This is a genomic window from Moraxella sp. TY6, from assembly GCF_048551375.1.
Lineage (GTDB): Bacteria > Pseudomonadota > Gammaproteobacteria > Pseudomonadales > Moraxellaceae > Faucicola.
The window spans coordinates 44308-63548 of sequence record NZ_JBLYZJ010000013.1 but is presented as its reverse complement, the minus strand read 5'-3'; the positions used below and the strand labels follow the sequence as shown (position 1 = coordinate 63548).

The 19241-nt window shown below is 42.1% G+C and carries 19 protein-coding genes; 8 read left to right on the top strand and 11 right to left on the bottom strand.

The window, feature by feature from the left end; translation table 11 throughout:
• Positions 1-668 precede the first annotated feature (668 nt).
• Together ccoG and ACK1U4_RS09840 are read left to right on the top strand one after the other, a co-directional pair.
• Entirely contained in the window at positions 669-2063 is a 1395-nt protein-coding gene (gene ccoG, locus ACK1U4_RS09845; protein ID WP_419401376.1) for a cytochrome c oxidase accessory protein CcoG, read from the top strand.
• Positions 2064-2277: 214 nt separating this feature from the next.
• A complete protein-coding gene (locus ACK1U4_RS09840; protein ID WP_419401377.1) occupies positions 2278-2865 on the top strand; it encodes a FixH family protein in 588 nt (195 codons plus the stop codon).
• On the opposite strand, the gene ACK1U4_RS09835 is transcribed toward ACK1U4_RS09840, so the two are convergent.
• Positions 2860-3819, bottom strand: coding sequence for a PHP domain-containing protein (locus ACK1U4_RS09835; RefSeq protein WP_419401378.1), 960 nt, complete (start codon positions 3817-3819; stop codon positions 2860-2862). The genes ACK1U4_RS09840 and ACK1U4_RS09835 overlap by 6 nt on opposite strands.
• 116 nt (positions 3820-3935) lie before the next feature.
• Here ACK1U4_RS09835 and ispZ point away from each other — a divergent pair, with 116 nt between their 5' ends.
• From ispZ to ACK1U4_RS09820, 3 genes are all read left to right on the top strand, one after another.
• Positions 3936-4502, top strand: coding sequence for a septation protein IspZ (gene ispZ, locus ACK1U4_RS09830; protein WP_419401379.1), 567 nt, complete (start codon positions 3936-3938; stop codon positions 4500-4502).
• Complete coding sequence (locus tag ACK1U4_RS09825) at positions 4502-4798, top strand: YciI family protein (protein ID WP_419401380.1); 297 nt, start codon at positions 4502-4504, stop codon at positions 4796-4798. The genes ispZ and ACK1U4_RS09825 overlap by 1 nt, the downstream gene beginning before the upstream one ends.
• A 136-nt stretch (positions 4799-4934) precedes the next feature.
• Positions 4935-5390: a hypothetical protein gene (locus ACK1U4_RS09820; RefSeq protein ID WP_419401381.1), complete on the top strand. Its 456-nt coding sequence runs from the start codon at positions 4935-4937 to the stop codon at positions 5388-5390.
• Positions 5391-5412: 22 nt separating this feature from the next.
• Here the strand turns inward: ACK1U4_RS09820 and ACK1U4_RS09815 are convergent, their stop codons facing one another.
• The 8 genes from ACK1U4_RS09815 to ACK1U4_RS09780 all read right to left on the bottom strand — a co-directional run bounded on the left by ACK1U4_RS09815 (position 5413) and on the right by ACK1U4_RS09780 (position 12487).
• Positions 5413-6006 carry a hypothetical protein gene (locus ACK1U4_RS09815; protein ID WP_419401382.1) on the bottom strand — a complete coding sequence of 198 codons (594 nt, stop codon included), beginning with the start codon at positions 6004-6006 and terminating at the stop codon, positions 5413-5415.
• Positions 6003-6728: an ABC transporter permease gene (locus tag ACK1U4_RS09810; protein ID WP_419401383.1), complete on the bottom strand. Its 726-nt coding sequence runs from the start codon at positions 6726-6728 to the stop codon at positions 6003-6005. Before ACK1U4_RS09810 ends, ACK1U4_RS09815 begins: the two co-directional genes overlap by 4 nt.
• Before the next feature lie 10 nt (positions 6729-6738).
• Positions 6739-7494, bottom strand: a complete 756-nt coding sequence (locus tag ACK1U4_RS09805) for an ABC transporter permease (protein ID WP_419401384.1) — start codon at positions 7492-7494, stop codon at positions 6739-6741.
• 253 nt (positions 7495-7747) lie between these two features.
• On the bottom strand, positions 7748-8665 hold the full coding sequence (locus ACK1U4_RS09800; protein ID WP_419401385.1) for a transporter substrate-binding domain-containing protein: 918 nt from the start codon (positions 8663-8665) through the stop codon (positions 7748-7750).
• Between the two features lie 174 nt (positions 8666-8839).
• Complete coding sequence (locus ACK1U4_RS09795) at positions 8840-9646, bottom strand: ABC transporter substrate-binding protein (RefSeq protein WP_419401386.1); 807 nt, start codon at positions 9644-9646, stop codon at positions 8840-8842.
• Positions 9647-9673: 27 nt separating this feature from the next.
• Positions 9674-10489 carry a transporter substrate-binding domain-containing protein gene (locus ACK1U4_RS09790; RefSeq protein WP_419401387.1) on the bottom strand — a complete coding sequence of 272 codons (816 nt, stop codon included), beginning with the start codon at positions 10487-10489 and terminating at the stop codon, positions 9674-9676.
• Positions 10490-10632: 143 nt separating this feature from the next.
• On the bottom strand, positions 10633-11433 hold the full coding sequence (locus ACK1U4_RS09785) for an ABC transporter ATP-binding protein (protein ID WP_419401388.1): 801 nt from the start codon (positions 11431-11433) through the stop codon (positions 10633-10635).
• Positions 11434-11551: 118 nt separating this feature from the next.
• Positions 11552-12487, bottom strand: a complete 936-nt coding sequence (locus ACK1U4_RS09780; protein WP_419401389.1) for a GNAT family N-acetyltransferase — start codon at positions 12485-12487, stop codon at positions 11552-11554.
• Between the two features lie 604 nt (positions 12488-13091).
• Here ACK1U4_RS09780 and hflX point away from each other — a divergent pair.
• From hflX to htpX, 3 genes are all read left to right on the top strand, one after another.
• Positions 13092-14432 (top strand): ribosome rescue GTPase HflX, encoded by a 1341-nt coding sequence (gene hflX / locus ACK1U4_RS09775; RefSeq protein ID WP_419401390.1) that lies wholly within the window; start codon positions 13092-13094, stop codon positions 14430-14432.
• Positions 14433-15148: 716 nt separating this feature from the next.
• On the top strand, positions 15149-15856 hold the full coding sequence (locus ACK1U4_RS09770; protein WP_419401431.1) for a lytic transglycosylase domain-containing protein: 708 nt from the start codon (positions 15149-15151) through the stop codon (positions 15854-15856).
• Positions 15857-16236: 380 nt separating this feature from the next.
• Entirely contained in the window at positions 16237-17130 is an 894-nt protein-coding gene (htpX, locus tag ACK1U4_RS09765; protein WP_419401391.1) for a protease HtpX, read from the top strand.
• A 179-nt stretch (positions 17131-17309) separates the two neighbouring features.
• Here the strand turns inward: htpX and ACK1U4_RS09760 are convergent, their stop codons facing one another.
• Together ACK1U4_RS09760 and ACK1U4_RS09755 are read right to left on the bottom strand one after the other, a co-directional pair.
• Positions 17310-18296: a malate dehydrogenase gene (locus tag ACK1U4_RS09760; protein WP_419401392.1), complete on the bottom strand. Its 987-nt coding sequence runs from the start codon at positions 18294-18296 to the stop codon at positions 17310-17312.
• A gap of 158 nt (positions 18297-18454) precedes the next feature.
• Positions 18455-19174, bottom strand: a complete 720-nt coding sequence (locus ACK1U4_RS09755) for a hypothetical protein (protein WP_419401393.1) — start codon at positions 19172-19174, stop codon at positions 18455-18457.
• Positions 19175-19241: the final 67 nt, after the last annotated feature.

The window sequence follows — 19241 nt, the reverse complement described above, 5'->3', positions numbered from 1 at the left end:
AATTAATTAAGCCTTAATTTATCGCATTAAAGTGAAAATCCACACAAGTTGTTCTTGTGTTTGTTGTTATTTAATTTTCAGCATCATCGTCTGATGCCGTAATAAAAGAGGTTGCTATTCTAACAGCTTTTTTCTGCTTGTCAAGCACTCTTTTAAAATTTATTTTTAACCTTCCGACTGCCTTATTTTCAATCTTTTAACAATTTAAATCTATTAAGATTTAATTCTCTAACTGATTGTTTTCGCTAAGTTTTTTATGCTTAGTGCCGTTCGGTGTGTGCGTATTATACGCTTTTTATATGGGACGTCAAGAGGTTTTTTATAAGTTTTTGAGATTATTTTTATTGGTATTGCTGAAAGGTGCTTAAATAGAGGGTTTTATGTTTATGTTGAGGCGTTATAGTAAACTTTATTGTGGATTTGTTAAGATTTTTAGGGCTTTTTAGGGTCAAATGTTATATAATTAGATATAGTATCGCCAGTACTTAAGCAGGATTTGTCGGTATCACGATGTTGCAATGAACTAAAAGGGCATTTTAGTGATTGTGGTGGTATTGATTGATGTTTGTGATAAGTACCAGCTATTTTTCATCTACTTCACCTTTACATTGTCATTTTTTTAATTAATTATGCCAAGGGTGTTTCTTTTTGTTCTGTGAGGACAGAGTATGTCAGTACAGCCATCTTCTAATAATGATTTTAAATTACCAGTACATCAAATTGATGCGACAAAAAAACGGGTTCACCCTCGTTTTGTGACGGGTTTTTATCAAAATATCCGTGTATTTAGTATGTATTTTTTGCTGTTGTTGTTTTTGGTATTGCCTTGGCTTAAGTGGGATGGGCATCAAGCAATTTGGTTTGATTTCCCTGAGTCTCGAATTATTTTGTTTGGTTCAACCTTCTTGCCACAAGATGTATCTATTTTTGCGTTTTTCTTTATTATCGCCGCCTTTAGTTTATTTATGGTGACAGTATATGCAGGTCGTGTGTGGTGTGGTTATGCTTGTCCGCAAACAATTTGGACGCATTTATATCAATATACTGAAAAAATTGTCATTGGTGATAGAAATAAACAGTTTAAGCTTGATAAACAGCCTTGGAATGCTGAGAAAGTCACTAAACGAGGTATTGTTTATGTGCTATGGTTAATATTTGCCTTTATTACTGCTTTTACATTTGTTAGTTATGTGGTTGGTACAGACTATTTAATCAGTCATTTTTTTGCATGGTCAAATTTGACATGGGTGTTTTTGTTTATTTTTACCTTTGCGACTTTTGCTAACGCAGGTTATATGCGTGAACATTTTTGTACGCATATTTGCCCATATGGTCGTTTCCAAAGTGTGATGTTTGATAAAGATACGCTAATTGTATCTTACGATTATAAGCGTGGTGAGCCTCGGGGGGCAAGAAAGAAAGGTAAGGAAGAGCCAAATCTTGGTGATTGTATTAATTGTTTGATGTGTGTGCAAGTGTGTCCTACAGGGATTGATATTCGTGATGGTTTGCAGGTCGAGTGTATCCAGTGTGCCGCTTGTGTGGATGCCTGTAATGAGATTATGGATAAAGTGGGCTTGCCTCGTGGCTTGGTGCGTTATAGCACGGAGCGTCAGCTTGAGGAAGGTCAGGCAAGTAAGTTGTTACGCCCTCGTTTATTTGCGTATTCGGCGGTAATTACAATATTATTTGGGGTGGCAATTTATGCATTCAGTAGTCGTATGCCGTTGCAGATAGATATTCGGCGTGACCGTAATCAGTTGTCAAGTGTCAATGCTCAAGGGTTAATTGAAAATACATATATTATTAAGGTAACGAATAAAACTCAGCAACCTCACGAGTATGCGGTGTCGCTCACGCCTCAAAAAGGCTTGACATTGGATAGTCGCTTTAAAACTATTCCGCTAGAAGCAGGTGAAAGCTATGATATGCCTGTGAGTGTATTGGGTGACCCTAAAGTGGTCGGTCAAGGTAAAACACCGATTCAAATGCAGGTGATAAGTGTTGATGATGGTGGTCAATATAAGGCATATAAAGACAATGTGTTTACCACCGAACAATAAGCCATCATTAGTAGTTCATAAAAAGACGGTCGCACTACCGTCTTTTTTATGTCATTGAATAGGGGGAATTTTTCCGCTATTTTCTGTTATAATGGCGGTTTATGTGTGTTATAGTCAATTAGAAACAACACTTTGTTTAAAGGGCGTATGCAATACGCCCCTACAAAAACTTATTTTGTTTTTAGTTTAAATCACTATATGTTTTGGGTAAATTATGACTGATTTTCAGCAAACACCGACCACTTCTCCTGCCGTTCAAGCAACCAAATCATCAAAAGAACAACCGCCATCAAAGCTGTGGTATAAAAACTATATGGTGTGGGTTTTTGTGATTGGTTTGCCATTATTCGTGGTGATGGCGTGTATTTGGTTTGTGTTTTATTCGGTGGAAATTAAAGATAGCACGGTACGTGATGATTGGTATATGGATGGTAAGACCTTGTATGCAGATGTGTCAAAGGATAAATTGGCACATGATATGGGGTTACATGGTCAGATGAATCTTGGGCAGTCGGTCAACTTTCGCTTAACTGCCCCTGCAAATGGTAATTTTGTCGCTCCCAATGAATTAATGGTGGAAATCTCGCATGCCACTCAGCTTCAAAAAGACCGTGATTTTGTGGTGAAAAAACTGGCAGATGGTAGTTATGGTGGCACGGTAAACCTTGATACCACCAAAGGTAAGTATTATATTGTAGTGCATGACCCTGCGAATACTTGGCGATTACGCTCGGTGCTAACATTGCCAACGACCCAAATGATTGAATTTAAACCATTAAAAAGTTTTGATACAACATCATAAACTTTCCCACACGCCAATTTGCCCTTCATGCAATTTCGGCACACCGCCCAGCACACGCCACGGCATGGTTGTACCATGAAAATCACTACCAATCGACACTTTTAGTCCGTGTTCTTTAATTACCCTATCTACCATGTGGCGTGTTGACGGTGGCTCATTACTGGCAGGCAATTCCACCGCATCACCCCCTGCATTGGCAAAGTCAGCGATAAGTTTACGCACTTTATTGGCTGTCAAATTATAGCGTGTGGCATGGGCAAGCGAGGCTATGCCACCACAATCATGGATTAGTTGCACGCAGTCTTTCAGACTTAACCCATCCAATGCCACATAACAGGATTTATGGTCGGCGAGATAGCCTGTAAAGGCTTTTTGTACGTCATTGACCAAGCCTTTATCCGCCATCACTTTGGCAATATGGGTACGCCCCACTGCTTGCGGATTGCCTTTGGCTTGGGTTAAAACGTCTTGCCAAATGTCATCAATCGGTAATTTAAAGGTTTCAGCAACTTTTTGGCACATGGCAAAGCCTCGAGTTTCTCGATTGGCTTGAATGGCGGAAAGTTTTGCATTCATTTTTTCAATATTGTCAAACCCAAAGCCCAGTACATGAATGACTTTTTCGGTTTGGGCAGGTTTTTTAGAGTAACCGCCCACCACTCGATGACGACAGCTAATTTCCACCCCATTCATCAGCATCATACTCAGTTTTTGTGCCTCTGCCCTCGCCTCATCAATACCAAGTACGGTATCATGGTCGGTCAAGGATAGCAGTTTGACCCCTCTTTCATGGGCTTTTTGCACCACTTCGGTGGGGGTGAATGTGCCATCTGAACGGGTACTATGACAGTGTAAGTCAATCGGTAGTTGGGTATAAATGGGGCTTTGATTATCTAACGTATTGATATGGTTATCAATTAAATATTGAGCGATTGGGGAATTGGGTTGACTCACAAAAATACCTTTAATTAGCAAAATTTGGTTAAAAATGCGATTGCATTTTGCTTTGCGATTTTACCATATCCGTGTAAACTAACGCCTAATATTTTTAGCCAGATTATTAGAGCATTATGACTGCATTACTCGATTTTATTCCATTAATTGCATTTTTTATCATCTCAAAACAGCAAGGCATTTTGGCTGGGGCTGGGGCGTTATTGATTACCACCATTGCGGTGTATATCATTCATTTTATTAAACAAAAAGGTAAATTACAAAAACAACAATGGGTAACTTTGATTTTGACCATTGGTTTTTGTGGGTTAAGTTTGATTTTCCATGATGATACCTTTTTAAAATGGAAATCCACGGTGATTAATGGCGTATTTGCGGTGGCATTGGTGATTAGCGTGTTGATTAATAAGCCATTATTAGAAATGGCAATGAAAAATGTGTTCAAGCTCACGTTAGCAGGGTGGAATAAACTGACATTGGCATGGGCAGGTTATTTTGTGTTGATGGCAGGGCTACAGTATTATTTTGCCTTTTTTACCAGTAATGAAACGTGGATTAATTTTAAAACATGGGGCTGGATGCCTGTGATGCTGGTATTTATGGTGGGACAATTTGTGTTTCTCAAAAACCACCTTAACCCAGATATGCAACAGCAACTTAATGATAAACAAGGAAATAAATAATGGCATTATACGTGTTGGTATGTCACGATGTCCCCAATAGTTTAGAGCTACGTCAACAACATCGCCCTGCTCATTTGGCACGTTTGACGGTATTGGATGAGCAAGGTCGACTAAAATTGGGTGGTTTTACCCCAAGTTCACATGATAACGGCACGCCAACAGGTAGTGTGATTATCGCTGATTTTGACAGTGAACAAGCCGTGCAAGACTGGGTCAGCCAAGAGCCATTTTTGCTCAATGGTGTGTATAGCCATGTCGATATTAAGCCATTTGTGCAAGTATTGCCAAAAGTGTAATGGCAAGATATTTTTGTTTAAATTAGAAATAATACCTGTTTGTAGGGGTGTATTGTATACGCCCAAGATTGCAAAATATTATTTGATTTAACAAACTATAGTTTTAATTTTTATAGATAAAAGTAAGGTAATAACAATGGGTAACGTGGGTCAACAGACAGCGAATAAAACAATTTTAATGATGCTATGGGCAATGACCAGTCTGATGACAATCAGCCCCATCAGCCATGCCGAACCGCAAGTCGTGGTCACTGACCCTCGCACAGGTCAACCGCTTGCCACTCAGCCCACCCCTGCCTCCACGGTGATTCCTGCCAGTAGTATCATTCCCACGCAAAACCCTGCACAGCCGACCCTCGCCCAAATGAATAAGCCGAATGACAGTGCCTTGTCACAAGCCAATAATGAGTTGCTTGCCAAAAATGCTGAATTGCAACGCCAAGTGGATAGCTTAAATACGCAAAATAATGTGCTGGTCAATGAACATAGTGGACAGTTGTTTATCTATGGGGCGTTTACGGCATTATTAAGTGGGGTATTAGGCGTGGCGTTGGGTTGGGTGGTGTTTGGGCGTAAAAAAAGTGGGTGGTAAATTACCACGACTATCTCATCAATTATTTGGCTTGTTGCACCGCCACAGGTAAGCTCAAGCCTTTTGCATAAGGCTCACCGAATATATACACCGATTGACTGGGAATGATGTTTTGGTTGGTTAAAATGACCAATTTGGCATCCTTACCGCCTGTCAGTTGGTGCGATACATAATCCGTTCCCAACTGGTCAAGCAGTTTTGACAACACTTCATTGGATGCCATGCCCACTGTTAGCTGATAGCGTGCGGTCTGTGGGTCAACGTGATATGCCTCGGCATAGGCTTTGACAGGCTCACTGTCGAGTTTGAAAGGATAGTTAAAACTGGCTTTATCCACGGCTTTAACGCCACTATCTAACGCTTGCCAGTCGATTGCCCTTGGTTGGGTGGCTTGAGTGGTGTTTGGTTTAGTCGATGTTGCCACACTGGCAATGGCTTCATGTGGATTGAGGGTCGGCTGTGATGGGCTGGCTTGAACGATGGGTTGAGAAGCCGTTTTGGTGTCTGTGGTGGTGTTGACCTTATCAGACTGCGGTGGCTGACATGCCATCAGTCCTAGCCCCAATACACTTGGCAGTATCATACCCCATTGGCGAAAACTTGTTTTGGCAATCATGCTGTCACTTCCACTTTGCTAATCGGCGTGTAGGATAAGTGGCGATTAATTCGTTTTTCGATAAAGCGGAAAATCGCAATGAATATCCATGACAATGCCAAATAAATCAACCCTGCGGCAAAGAACATTTCTAACACCGTATAAGTTTTTGACATAATGGTGGTCGCCACCCCTGTGATGTCCATTAGGGTAATGGTAGATGCCAACGCACTGCCTTTTAGCATAAAAATCACCTCATTGCCATAGGCAGGGAGCATGATACCAAATGCACGAGGGAAAATAATACGATATAGTTTCTGCCCATAGGACATACCAATCGCATCAGCAGCTTCATTTTCGCCTTTGGGAATTGATTTAATCGCCCCTCGGATAATCTCAGCGATATAGGCAGCGGTATTGAGGGTAAAAGCAATAATAGCACACCAAAATGGGTTGGCTAATATCCCTGATGTCCAAAGTACCGACTCAGTGACCGCCTTAAATTGCGACAAACCATAATAAATCAAAAAGATTTGCACCAATAACGGCGTACCACGGAAAAAGAAAATATAGCTAAAGGGCAATACCTGCACCCACCAACGCTTGGACAAACGTGCCAATGCTAACGGCACTGCCAATAAAAACCCCAAAAAGCCAGATAGCAACACCAACTCGATGGTAATAATCCCACCTTCAAGCAATTTGGGTAAACTATCAATAATAATTTGCCAATTCCAATTCATTGATAATCCCCTACTTTGCTACATTCAATGGTGTGACTGATTGAAGTTTGCTTAAAGCATTGATTTTACTCAAGCGTTTAGCATAACGTTCTGCAGGATTATTCCACCACTCCAGCCACATAATGACCCCAGTAATAATCACCGTCAACGCCAAATAAATCAAGGCAGCCGCCATATAAAAGGTAAATGGGCTTTGGGTCGAAGTGGCAGCGGTTTTGGCATGACGCATGATGTCTTCTAACCCCACTACGGATACCAATGCCGTGTCTTTAAGCAAGACTAAAAATAAATTACCTAACCCCGGTAAAGCAATTCGCCATACTTGGGGCAAAGTCACTCGCCATAAAATCTGAAACTGCTTCATCCCAATGGCTTGCCCAGCTTCGGCTTGCCCTTTGGGAATTTCTTGGAATGCCATACGGAAGGTTTCGGTGGCATACGCCCCAAACGCAACGGATAATGCGGTCACACCTGCCCAAAACGGACTGACATCAATATACCCATCATAGCCAAACCATGACAACACTGTCCCCAACAGCAATGTACCACCAAAATAGATAAACATCACTGACAATAGCTCTGGAATACCACGGATAATCGTGGTGTAAGCGGTGGCAATGGCATTGAGTACCTTAAAGCGAGAGAGTTTAGCAATCGCTCCTAACAGCCCCAACACCAGCCCAATGACCAAACTTGTCAATGCCAGCTTAACAGTGACCCATGCACCACTCAGCAATAAACTTCCAAAACCTTGTAAATCTAACACGATATGTTGACCTTTTTTGGCAATACGTCAAAAGCGTATAGTAACTTAAATCAAAAATGATACTTTAAGATATTGGACGTATACACTACGCCCCTACAAAACGGCTGTGCTAAATTAAGCCCTATAACCATAACACGTAAACCCACTTAAAATAGCGGTGCAATTTTACGTCATAATCCAGCAGAAAACCATTAAAAATACAAAAAACTGGGTGATTTTTTCACCCAGTCTTTTGAAAAATAATGATAAAAAATTATTTGGTAACAGAGGCGACCGAAGCCGAACTTGCCACTTGGGTAGTCGTTGCCGTAGCACTGGCATTGGTCGTGGTGGTTGTACCAAAGTATTGATTATAGATTTTGTCATACACGCCATTGGCTTTGGTGGTGGCAATCGCTTTATTCAACTCTGCTTTTAGCGGGTCGCCTTTACGCACGATGATGCCCATTTTGTCATCAACATCAATCTCTTTACCTTTGACCTCAAAGCCTTTGCCATCTGGGGTATTAATCCAATAATACGCAGGGGCTTTATCCGCAATCATCATTTCAGAACGCCCTGATGCCAAGTCCATAAAGGCATTATCAAGATTTTCATAAAGATTGAGTTTAGATTTTGGGTGGTTTTTTTCCATCCACTGAGTCGATAAGGTCGAACGCTGGGCAGCAACCGCATGGCTATCAATTTGGGCAGGGTCATCTGGGTTGATTGGACTGCCTTTTTTGGTGATAAAAACCAAGGTATTGGTAAAGTATGGGTCAGTAAAGTCCACTTGGGCTTGACGCTCTGGGGTAATTGACATGGCATCAATGACCACATCATATTTTTTGGCAAGTAAACTTGGTAATAACCCATCCCAATCTTGTGGCTTGATGTCGCAGTTGGCTTGCATTTCACTGCATAAAGCCTTCATATAGTCGACATCAAAACCTGATAAGCTACCATCGGCATTGGTAATGCTAAAAGGTTTATACGTGCCTTCAGTCGCAATACGAATGGTTTTGCCTGCCATGGCACTCGGCGTAGCGGTCGCTGTCGAGCTTGGGGTACTCGCCCCAGCTTCGGCAGGTTTTGGTTCGGCAGGTTTTTGGCAAGCTGATAAAGATAGGGTCGCAAGGATTGTCGCACTGACCAAACCGAGCATTTTGCTGTTAACAACATAATTAGACATAAATTTCTCCACCCAAAATGAAAACCATTAAAGCTCTTTTCAAACCACTAAAATCATTCAAAGTCTTCATTAACCCCACCCCTACCCTCCCCTTATCAAGGGAGAGAGGTTCTCCCCCTGACAAGGGGGAGTTAGAGGGGGTATGGAAAGAAGTCTATTGAACAAAAACACCCATTATTTTGCAAAATATTTTTGGCTAATTTTATCATACGTGCCATTGGCTTTTAGGGTTGCCAAGGCGGTGTTAAACTTGCCAATCAATGGGTCATTTTGACGGAATGCGATGGCAATTTTGTCATCAATGTTAATTGGCTGTCCTTTGACTTCAAAGTTTGCCCCTTTCTCGGTTTTCAGCCATGACAAAGCAGGTGCAGAGTCCGACAGCATCAAATTGATACGCCCTGCTTCAAGGTCAAGATAAGCATTGTCTTGGGTGTCGTATAGTTTAGGGGTGGCTTTGGGGAAGTTTTTGCTTAAATAATCAGCCGAAGTGGTTGAGCGTTGAGCCCCTACCGATTTGCCTGCAAGGTCATCCGCCCCTTTGTCCACGCCTTTTTTACCCAAAAGAATCAAGTTGTTTTGGAAGTATGGCTCACTAAATGCCACCACTTGACGGCGTTCGGCGGTGTCTGACATACCTGCCATGATGGCGTGGTATTTTTGGGCTTGTAACCCCGGAATCAAGCCGTCCCAATCTTGCGAAATGACTTCACATTTGAGTTTGGCTTCTTGGCACAAGGCTTCGGCTAGGTCAATTTCAAAGCCAATCAATTTACCATTGGCATCTTTATAGCTAAATGGTACAAAGCTTGATTCCGTGGCAATGCGGATTTGTTGGGCATTGCTATCTGCGGTGGCGGTCGCTGTTGAACCTTGTCCACTGGCAGGGCTGGCAGTTGCTTCGGTTTTTTCGGCTGGTTTTTGGCAAGCGGTGACCAAAACGCTGGTCGCTAACATGGCTAATACGGTAAGTTTTTTCATGGAAACCCCTTCATTCATCTGCAAAAATTATTGTCCAAAATATTGCTTTTGCAACTTATCAAGCTCGCCTTTGCTTTGTAAGCTAGCAAGGGCTTTGTCAAAGTCAGCTTTGAGTGGGTCGCCTTTACGGACTGCCATGGCGATGTTGTCATTATTGTCCATTTCTGTACCAATAATGGCATATTTGTCGCCGTTTTGCTTGAGCCATTCGGTGGCTGTGACTTTTTCAGATAACACGCTATCAACACGCCCAGATTTTAGGTCAATGTAGGCATTGTCATAGTTGTCATATAGTTTGACTTCGTTGGTTTTACCCAATTTGTCTTGTAGGTACTGAGCCAGTGTGGTCGAGCGTTGACCGCCCAATTTTAGCCCTGAAATGGCTTGTGGGTTGTTAAATTTGCCACCTTTTGGGGCGACCCATACCATGGTATTTTTGAAATAAGGGGTTGAAAAGTCCACTTGGGCTGAACGTTCAGGGGTCACTGACATTCCAGAGGCGATGGCATCATATTTTTTTGCCATCAAGCCCGGTAAAATACCGTCCCAATCTTGGGCAACGATTTGACAATCGGCTTTCATTTCGGCACACACCGCTTTTGCCACGTCTACATCATAACCTGCTAGGCTACCATCGGCATTGGTAAAGTTAAATGGTTTGTACGCACCTTCAGTGGCGATGCGAATTTTTTTGCCTGCGGTGTCAGTGGCGGTAGGTTGGCTAGCATTACCTGTGCTTTGGGCGTTTTCGGCTGGCTTTTGACAGGCGGTCAAACCGATACTCATGGCACACACACTTGCCATCATCAAACGAGAGGTCGTTACAGTTGAAGAAAGTTGCATAGATATATCCTTATAATTAAGGTATCAATAAAAAATAGCAATGAGAATCAAGTGCCTAAAAATAGACACTAATCACTGATGACAAATGTGTTAAAAGTAACATAAATTAACAAAATTGCAAGAAAAAAACGTCATCTTGGGGGTTATTTTTGATGACTTGCCATAAAGTCTTTGACACGTTGCGATTGAGGATTGTCAAATACCTGTGCTGGTGTCCCCATTTCTTCGATACGCCCTTCATGTAAAAATACCACTTGACTGGATACGTCACGAGCAAATCGCATTTCGTGGGTAACAATCAACATGGTGCGTCCTTCTTCGGCAAGCGATTTCATCACTGCCAAAACTTCGTTGACTAACTCTGGGTCAAGGGCAGAGGTTGGCTCATCAAATAGCAACACTTGTGGGTTCATGGCTAACGCACGTGCGATGGCGATACGCTGGCGTTGTCCACCTGAGAGGTTTTCTGGATAGGCATCTTTTTTATCAAGCAGACCGACTTTTTTGAGTAATACTTCGGCTTCGCTGATGGCTTGGTCTTTGCTGAGTTTTAGGACTTGGGTCGGGCCTTCGATAATGTTTTGTAAAATGGTGCGGTGAGGCCAAAGGTTAAAGTTTTGGAACACAAAGCCCATTTTTGAGCGAAATTGCTCCAATTGGCGTTGGTTGACGGCGGTTAAATCGCCTGTTTTGCGACTGGGTTTGAGCTGTAGCTCTTCTTTACCCAAAAAGATTTGCCCTTGTGAGGGTTGTTCGAGAAGGTTGATACAACGCAATAACGTGGATTTACCAGAGCCACTTGAGCCAAGAATCGAAATCACATCGCCATCATGGGCGGTCAATGATACGCCTTTTAGCACTTCCAGTGAGCCAAAGCTCTTGTGAATATTGTTGAGTTGTAACGCCACAGGTCGTTGGGCGATAGTCAAGGCATCAGCGTGCATAAAAAATCCAGTTCTCGGTTAATCAAACATTGAACTTTATATTTTCGCTTAAAATGGGGATAAAAGGCAACTAGATTATGTGGTTAAACCAAAAACGCCAGTAGAAATCCAGTGAACTTTAGTGAATGTAGTGCTGATAACGGCTTTTGACTTGCTCAAATGGCAACCAAATCAACACATCCGCACAGTCAAAATCCGCATCATAACAGGCAGTCGAGCCAACACTACAGCCCATCCTCACATACATTTTTAGTAATGCAGGCAATGCAAGGTTTTTGGGATTCATCAAATCAATGTCTGCCACATCCGCCACACTGACTTTGGTGAGTTTATCGCTAGGAATGGCGTGTTTCGCTTTGATGGCAAGTTTGGCAGTGGTGGGTAAATTATCCAACCAATCTTGCACATTGCCCTGCTCCATCGGCACGGAAGCACAGCCCATAAAGGCATTCACATTCAAGGCTTTGGCAACTTTACTAATCCCTTCCCATAATGGATTGATGGTGGTCATGCCTCGATAGTCTGGGTGGATACAGGTTCGCCCAATTTCTAGCACATTGTAGGGATAGGCATCGAGCATTTTACCCAATTTAAATTCGTTTTCACTATAAAAATGTCCGATTTTGCCTGCCACGGTTTTATCCATCAGCCGAGTGGTGGCAATTGCCAATGGCTGTCCAAAACTATCTTTACGTTGATTGTCATAAATAATCACATGGGTGCAATAACTGTCATATTCATCAATGTCTAATGGTTGGTCAGAGCTGGGGTGAAAGCCTGTAAAATCCACCCCAAATGCCTCACTAAACGTCTGAGTACGAAGGCGTTGGGCATTGAGTAGGTGTTGATTAAACTGGGCATTAGAAAAGTGATGAGGGGCAATGATAACGCTGTGATACAGTGGACTTGGCTGAGTGAATGCTTCCAACGTGACGTTGGGGTTAATGGAGGTGTGAGTGGGGATGCTGATATCCGCTTTAAACCTGCCCCAATCCACAATGGGCGGTGTCGGTTGGCTGTCGTGGGGATGATGAGTAATTGGATGGGTTAACATTGGTTATTTTCCTTGTTGGCTGATTCCTAAAAATTTGTCGTCAAATGCGTAAGTCCTAAGTACGTAACTTCAGTTTTTAAGTCAGTCGTAAATAAGCTGTTTTTTTTAGTATGCTGACTGCTGATGTCGTTTCAATGACGTTTTGATGGCAAAACCATGACGGAATTGGCGGAATGGCAGGGTTTAAGGTTACCAAATGTAAATATCAGAATTATGGTTAAGTAGGTGAACAAATTTAAATTATATAGGACTTACGCAAATTTTGAATGTATCTTGCTAAATAAAGACACTAGACCCCTGCATTCGCACGGGTGAGAGCCGTTAAAGCAAAACACTGTTTTGCAGGCTCGCAAGACGAGAGCTATGCTCGAAGTGACGAAATATAAAAAGAGCCGTCATTCCTGCGAATGCAGGAATCCAGTGTCTTTTGCGTAAGTCCTAGTTATAAGATAATTTTGTTTCGGTACTTACATTTAAATGTTTGGATTTTAGGCAAATTTTTGCGAAAAAGTTGGTTATTTTGTGGCATCTACTTGAAATTTTTGATTTTCAACAATATAACAGTATCACTGTTTGTATGATTATTAACACTAAGGATATTGTATTGGAATATTTTGAACGTCACCAAGGCGGTGAAAAAGCCATTTTAGTCCATCTTAACATCACCCATTTGCATGACCCTGATGATTTAGAAGAATTTGAATTGCTAGTCGAATCAGCAGGGGCAGAAAAATACGCCCTTGTCACAGGGTCACGCCCAAAGCCTGATGCCAAATACTTTGTCGGTACAGGGAAAGCCGAAGAAATCGCCCAATTGGTCAGCGACCATGAAGCGGACATCGTGATTTTTAACCACAGCCTTACCCCCTCACAAGAGCGTAATATCGAGCGATTGGTACAATGTCGAGTGCTTGACCGAACGGGTTTGATTTTGGATATTTTTGCCCAACGTGCCAGAACTTATGAGGGTAAATTACAAGTCGAATTGGCACAGCTCAATCACTTAGCGACTCGATTGGTCAGAGGTTGGACGCATTTGGAACGTCAAAAAGGCGGTATCGGTCTGCGTGGGCCGGGGGAAACCCAACTTGAAACCGACCGCCGTTTGCTTCAAATCCGAGTCGGACAGCTCAAAGCCAAACTTGCCAAAGTCAAACAAACTCGAGCCCAAGGGCGAGCCAAACGCCAAAAATCCGCTGTGCCAACCGTGTCACTGGTCGGCTATACCAATGCAGGCAAATCCACGTTATTCAATCGCTTGGCAAACGAAAACATCTACGCCGCCAATCAGTTATTTGCCACGCTTGACCCCACACTTCGCAGTGTCAATTGGGACGGTGTGGGCAATGTGGTGTTGGTCGATACTGTGGGTTTTGTGCGTCATTTACCGCATGAATTGGTTGAAGCGTTTCATGCGACCCTTGAAGAAACGCTAGAAGCCGACTTGCTACTACACGTGATTGACAGTAGCCGAGAGGATATGCACGAGCAAATTCAAGCGGTACAACAAGTGTTGGCAGAGATTGATAACCAAGTACCAATGCTCAATGTATATAACAAAATCGACCTGACAGGCGAGCCACCTCATATCGGCTATAGCGAAGTCAATAAGCCCAATCGAGTGTATGTATCTGCCTATCAAAACCTTGGTATGACTGAGCTAAATTTGGCAGTCCAGCAGTTGTTGGTGGGAAAACAGCACAACTTTGACCTAACGCTACCGCCTAACTTTGGTCAATTAAGCCATGCCTTGCATAAACTCAATGTCATCCGTCAAATGGATTATGATGAGCAAGGTAACAGCCTTATCACCGCTCAAATGACGGTGGCTCAATTACAACAATTATTGGGGGAGTTTTGCGTTGACCCCAATGAGATTTTGCCCCCACAACAAGCTAAATTATTACAACCTGTGTTGGAAGAATTTGAACAACCGCAAAAGTGATTTTGAATACAAGACTTCCACAAATTTTGAGTTTATTTTGCTAAATAAAGACCCTAGACCCCTGCCTACGCAGGGGTGACGAGTAAATTAAAAATATTCCGTCATTCCTGCGAATGCAGGAATCCAGTGTCTTTTGAGTAAGCCCTATAATAAATCCATCAAATGTAAGGTGTGAGTTGATGCTAATACCATCACCACACCTTACCCCCATCAAAACCCCTCTTGGCAATTTCTCCATTTTTACTCAAAAACCCCATTATTTTCAATTAATTAGGTTTATTTCCACATTATCTGTGGATAACCATGTGGATAACTCACGATTTGACAACAGCCAGCCCAATCATCATGCGATTCTCGCTAAAATTGTATATTTTTTATACAATTTATTTTAATCGAGAAATCATACACTTAGGCAAGTCAAGGCTTTGAGCAAAAAAATAGTGGGAAATATTTTTCTTGGTAGTTTCTCATTACAAATATTTACAGTTCGTGCCGTGTGAAGGTGTTTTTTAACAGCTTATCCATGTTTTTGTAAAATTTGATTAGTTTTTTGGTAATTTATGCTATAGTTATTTTAAAGCTTTATTGTATTGATGTTATTGAATATTATGCTAAAAATTGATAAAAACGCAGGTATAACAATGCCAATTCCCTTTCGCCAACCCAAATCTGCCACCAACGCTCACTTAGTCACGACATTGATTGGTTTATTGGGCATGGGTGGTATCTTAATGACCAGCCTTTCTGCTCATGCAGGCAATATGTACGTTTTTAAAGACAATAAGGGGCAAGTATTACTCACCAATGTGGTCAGCAACAACCGCCCTGTGGGTGAGAATTTCCAAAAATTTACCCAAACGGTGAAAGTCACCTATTATCCTGATACCAATGTGCATAGCTATAGCAACTGGGGGGCAACCGAAGCCTCTGTGCCTGCCAGTGGTAGCCGAAATCGCAATGCGTATGATAGTTTGATTGTGGCATCTGCATTGCGTCATGGGGTCGACCCTGCATTAATGAAAGCCATGATGCACACCGAATCAGGCTTTAATCCATCGGCTCGCTCACCTGTTGGGGCTCAAGGCTTGATGCAGTTGATGCCCGCCACTGCCAGACGCTTTGGCGTAACGAATGCTTGGAATCCTGCCGAAAATATCGAAGGGGCTGCCAAATACTTAAAATTTTTACATGGGCGATTTGGCAATATTCAGCACGTCATCGCCAGTTATAATGCAGGCGAAGGCAATGTGGCAAAATATGGCGGTATTCCCCCATTTCGTGAAACTCGTGACTATGTTCAACGGGTATTAAGCCGTTATAACAATTTATATCGCAATGACCCTCGCTTAAAAGTTGGGGCAAATAATACAGGTGTGCAAGCGGTCAACTATAGCAACAATAATACCTATTCTATCGTGCGTTAAGCGGTGTGTTGCTTAACGCCAAAGCCAATCTGATGATTGGCTTTTTTATTACTAAACTGCAACAAATATGACGCATTTTTTGCTTACAATCTTGTCATCACACCCCATTATATAGTGAACTAAATCAGAAATTAGCGTTTGGGCGTATGTATCGTTCATCCGAAATTACAGTGAATTAAATCAAAAATAAGACTTTAAATTTTGGGCGTATGCAATACGCCCCTACAAAAACTGTCTTATTTCTAGTTTAAACGACTATAAAACCGAACACCGCTCCAAAACTGTCTTATTTCTCATTTAAACCATTATCGTGTTGAGAGATGCACGTTGCATTGGTTAATTAATTAAAGACCATTTATCTAGGATTTGAGGACTTTTTTATGTTAAGAATTGGGTTATTTTTACTCACTAACCTTGCCGTCATGGTGGTATTTGGCATTATTATGAATATCATCGCCCCAATGTTAGGGCTAAATTTACGTGGTGGTGGCATGACTGGCTTACTGATCATGTGTTTTGCATATGGCATGATTGGCTCGTTTATCTCGCTATTTATGTCAAAATGGCTTGCCAAACGCTCAACAGGTACGCAAGTCATCACCCAACCTAGCACCCAAATGGAAACATGGCTGGTCGATACCGTCCGCCGTCAAGCCCAAAACGTCAATATTGATATGCCAGAAGTGGGGATTTTTGATAATCCATCACCCAATGCCTTTGCAACAGGTTGGAATAAAAACAAAGCCTTGGTCGCTGTATCGACTGGGTTATTACAAAGCATGAGTCAACAAGAAGTCGAAGCGGTATTGGCTCACGAAATCGGTCACGTTGCCAATGGTGACATGGTGACTTTGGCATTGGTACAAGGCGTGGTCAATAGCTTTGTGATGTTCTTCTCTCGTATTATTGCGTCAGTTATTGATAATGTGTTATTCAAAAACGAAGATGGTTCACCTGGGATGGGCTATTTTATTTCAAGCATGGTATTGGATATCGTATTTGGTATCGCCGCCCAAGCCATCGTAATGTGGTTCTCTCGCTATCGTGAATACCGTGCCGATGAAGCAGGGGCAAGATTGGCAGGTAAACATAATATGATTAGTGCATTAGAGGCGTTAAAACCTGCTAGCCAACACCCAGACTATATGCCACAAGGCATGAAAGCCTTTGCAATTAATGAAGGCAAAGCAGGTGGTTTTAGTTTTGCTCAATTATTTGCCAGCCACCCAAGTTTGGATGACCGAATTGCCCATTTACAAAAATTGAATGCGTAATCCGTCAATTTTCAAAACATGTAATCAAAAAAAATCCCTTAACATTGATTAAGGGATTTTTTTATCATAATAACATGATAGTGAATTAAATCAAAAATAAGAATGTGGATTTTGGGCGTATGCAATACGCCCCTACCAAACTCTCTTATTTTTAGTTTAGACAACTATCAAGCAAGTGATTAGTTAGGTAGCAAGTGGCTGACTGCGTCACGTTCTTCAGCAAGTTCAGTTTCGGTGGCTTTCATTTTTTCAACAGAGAAAGCTGATGATACATCTAGACCTTCTACGATTTTCCAATCGCCATTTTGGCAAGTACATGGGTATGAGTAGATTAAGCCTTTTTGGATACCGTATTCACCGTTTGAATACACACCCATTGAAACCCAATCATTCTCGTCAGTGCCTAATGCCCATGAACGAATGTGAGCGATGGCAGCATTGGCAGCAGAAGCGGCTGATGATGCGCCACGTGCTTTGATGATAGCTGCACCACGTTGTTGTACGTTCGGGATATAAGTACCTTCGTACCAGTCACGTTGTACTTGTTCTAGTGCTGATTGACCTTTAACAGTCGTGAAAGTAAGGTCTGGGTATTGAGTAGAAGAGTGATTACCCCAAATAATCATTTTTTTGATGTCATTGACGGTGGTTTCGGTTTCTTCTGCCAATTGAGCCATTGCACGGTTGTGGTCTAGGCGAGTCATGGCGGTGAAGTTACGTGGGTCTAGGTCTGGGGCATTACGTTGAGCGATTAATGCGTTGGTATTGGCTGGATTACCGACTACCAATACTTTAACAGCTTTGCTAGCGTTGTCATTCAAGGCTTTACCTTGGGCTGAGAAAATCGCTGCATTGGCTTCAAGTAGGTCTTTACGTTCCATACCAGGACCACGAGGTCTTGCACCCACTAATAACGCATAGTCAGCATCTTTGAAAGCAATATTTGCGTCATCGGTTTGCACCACGCCTGCCAACAATGGGAATGCACAGTCTTCTAGCTCCATGACTACGCCTTTAAGGGCTTCAAGGGCTGGGGTGATTTCAAGTAGTTGTAAAATAACAGGTTGGTCTTTGCCAAGCATATCACCTGAGGCGATGCGGAATAGTAGTGAGTAACTGATTTGACCTGCTGCACCAGTGACAGCAACACGAACGGGCTGTTTCATAAAAACTCCTAGTTTTTGTGATGAAAGACAAAATCCTTTGCCTTGCAATCATCCATTCTAGCAATCTAGCATTGATAAAGTGATGGATAATCGCAATGTTTAACTTTTTAAAAAGGCAAGCTAGTTTACCATTTGTAACGCACAAAGACCATAACTAACTAATAATTCCCATCAATAAAAATTTGGCTAGGACAGCTATTAATGAGACTTTTTTGACTATTTTCTGTGGTACAACGCCCAAATCGACCTTGGTTGTCATAACACACAGCAATATGGGTCAATACCGCTTGATTGCGTGTGTTGGTATGACAAAATAAGCTAACCGCTTGCGAAGACATGCCTTTATTAAGCCCCATGATTCGCTGAGTCAATTCATTCGTAGTAATAAAAAAACTGCGTCTATCGCTCAGTTCTTTTGGCAATCGAAGCTGGCTTGAGATGTTATTGATTTGGCGAAAATAGCCACTGGAAGTCATACCGCTACAGCGACCGTGCAACTGCCAAATTGATTGTCGTATCCGTTCATCAGGAATAACTCGGCTAATGATACTTTCTTGCACAGGTGCCATACGGTATTCTTGGGCATTACAGGGACGGTCAGTCACACGATAAAAACTGACACTCAACGCATTACCTTCAACACATTGACGTAAATTACGATAACTGGCACTGGATTTACATAAAGCAGGCGACAGCTCAATCCCCAATACGCTATCCGCTCGTGCTGGCGACATGGCTACACCAAAAAAAATACTGATGATGATACCTAAGATAAGCAGTGGCTGATATCGCCATATTAAGGATAACACACCGATTGGTAATATGGACAGCACATGACTATTTAAGCTATAAAGTAAGCTACGAAATTGACTAATCAAAAAAATCCTCACAATATTTACATTTAAAAACAAATAGATGGAATATTATGAGGTTTTTTTAAAACCA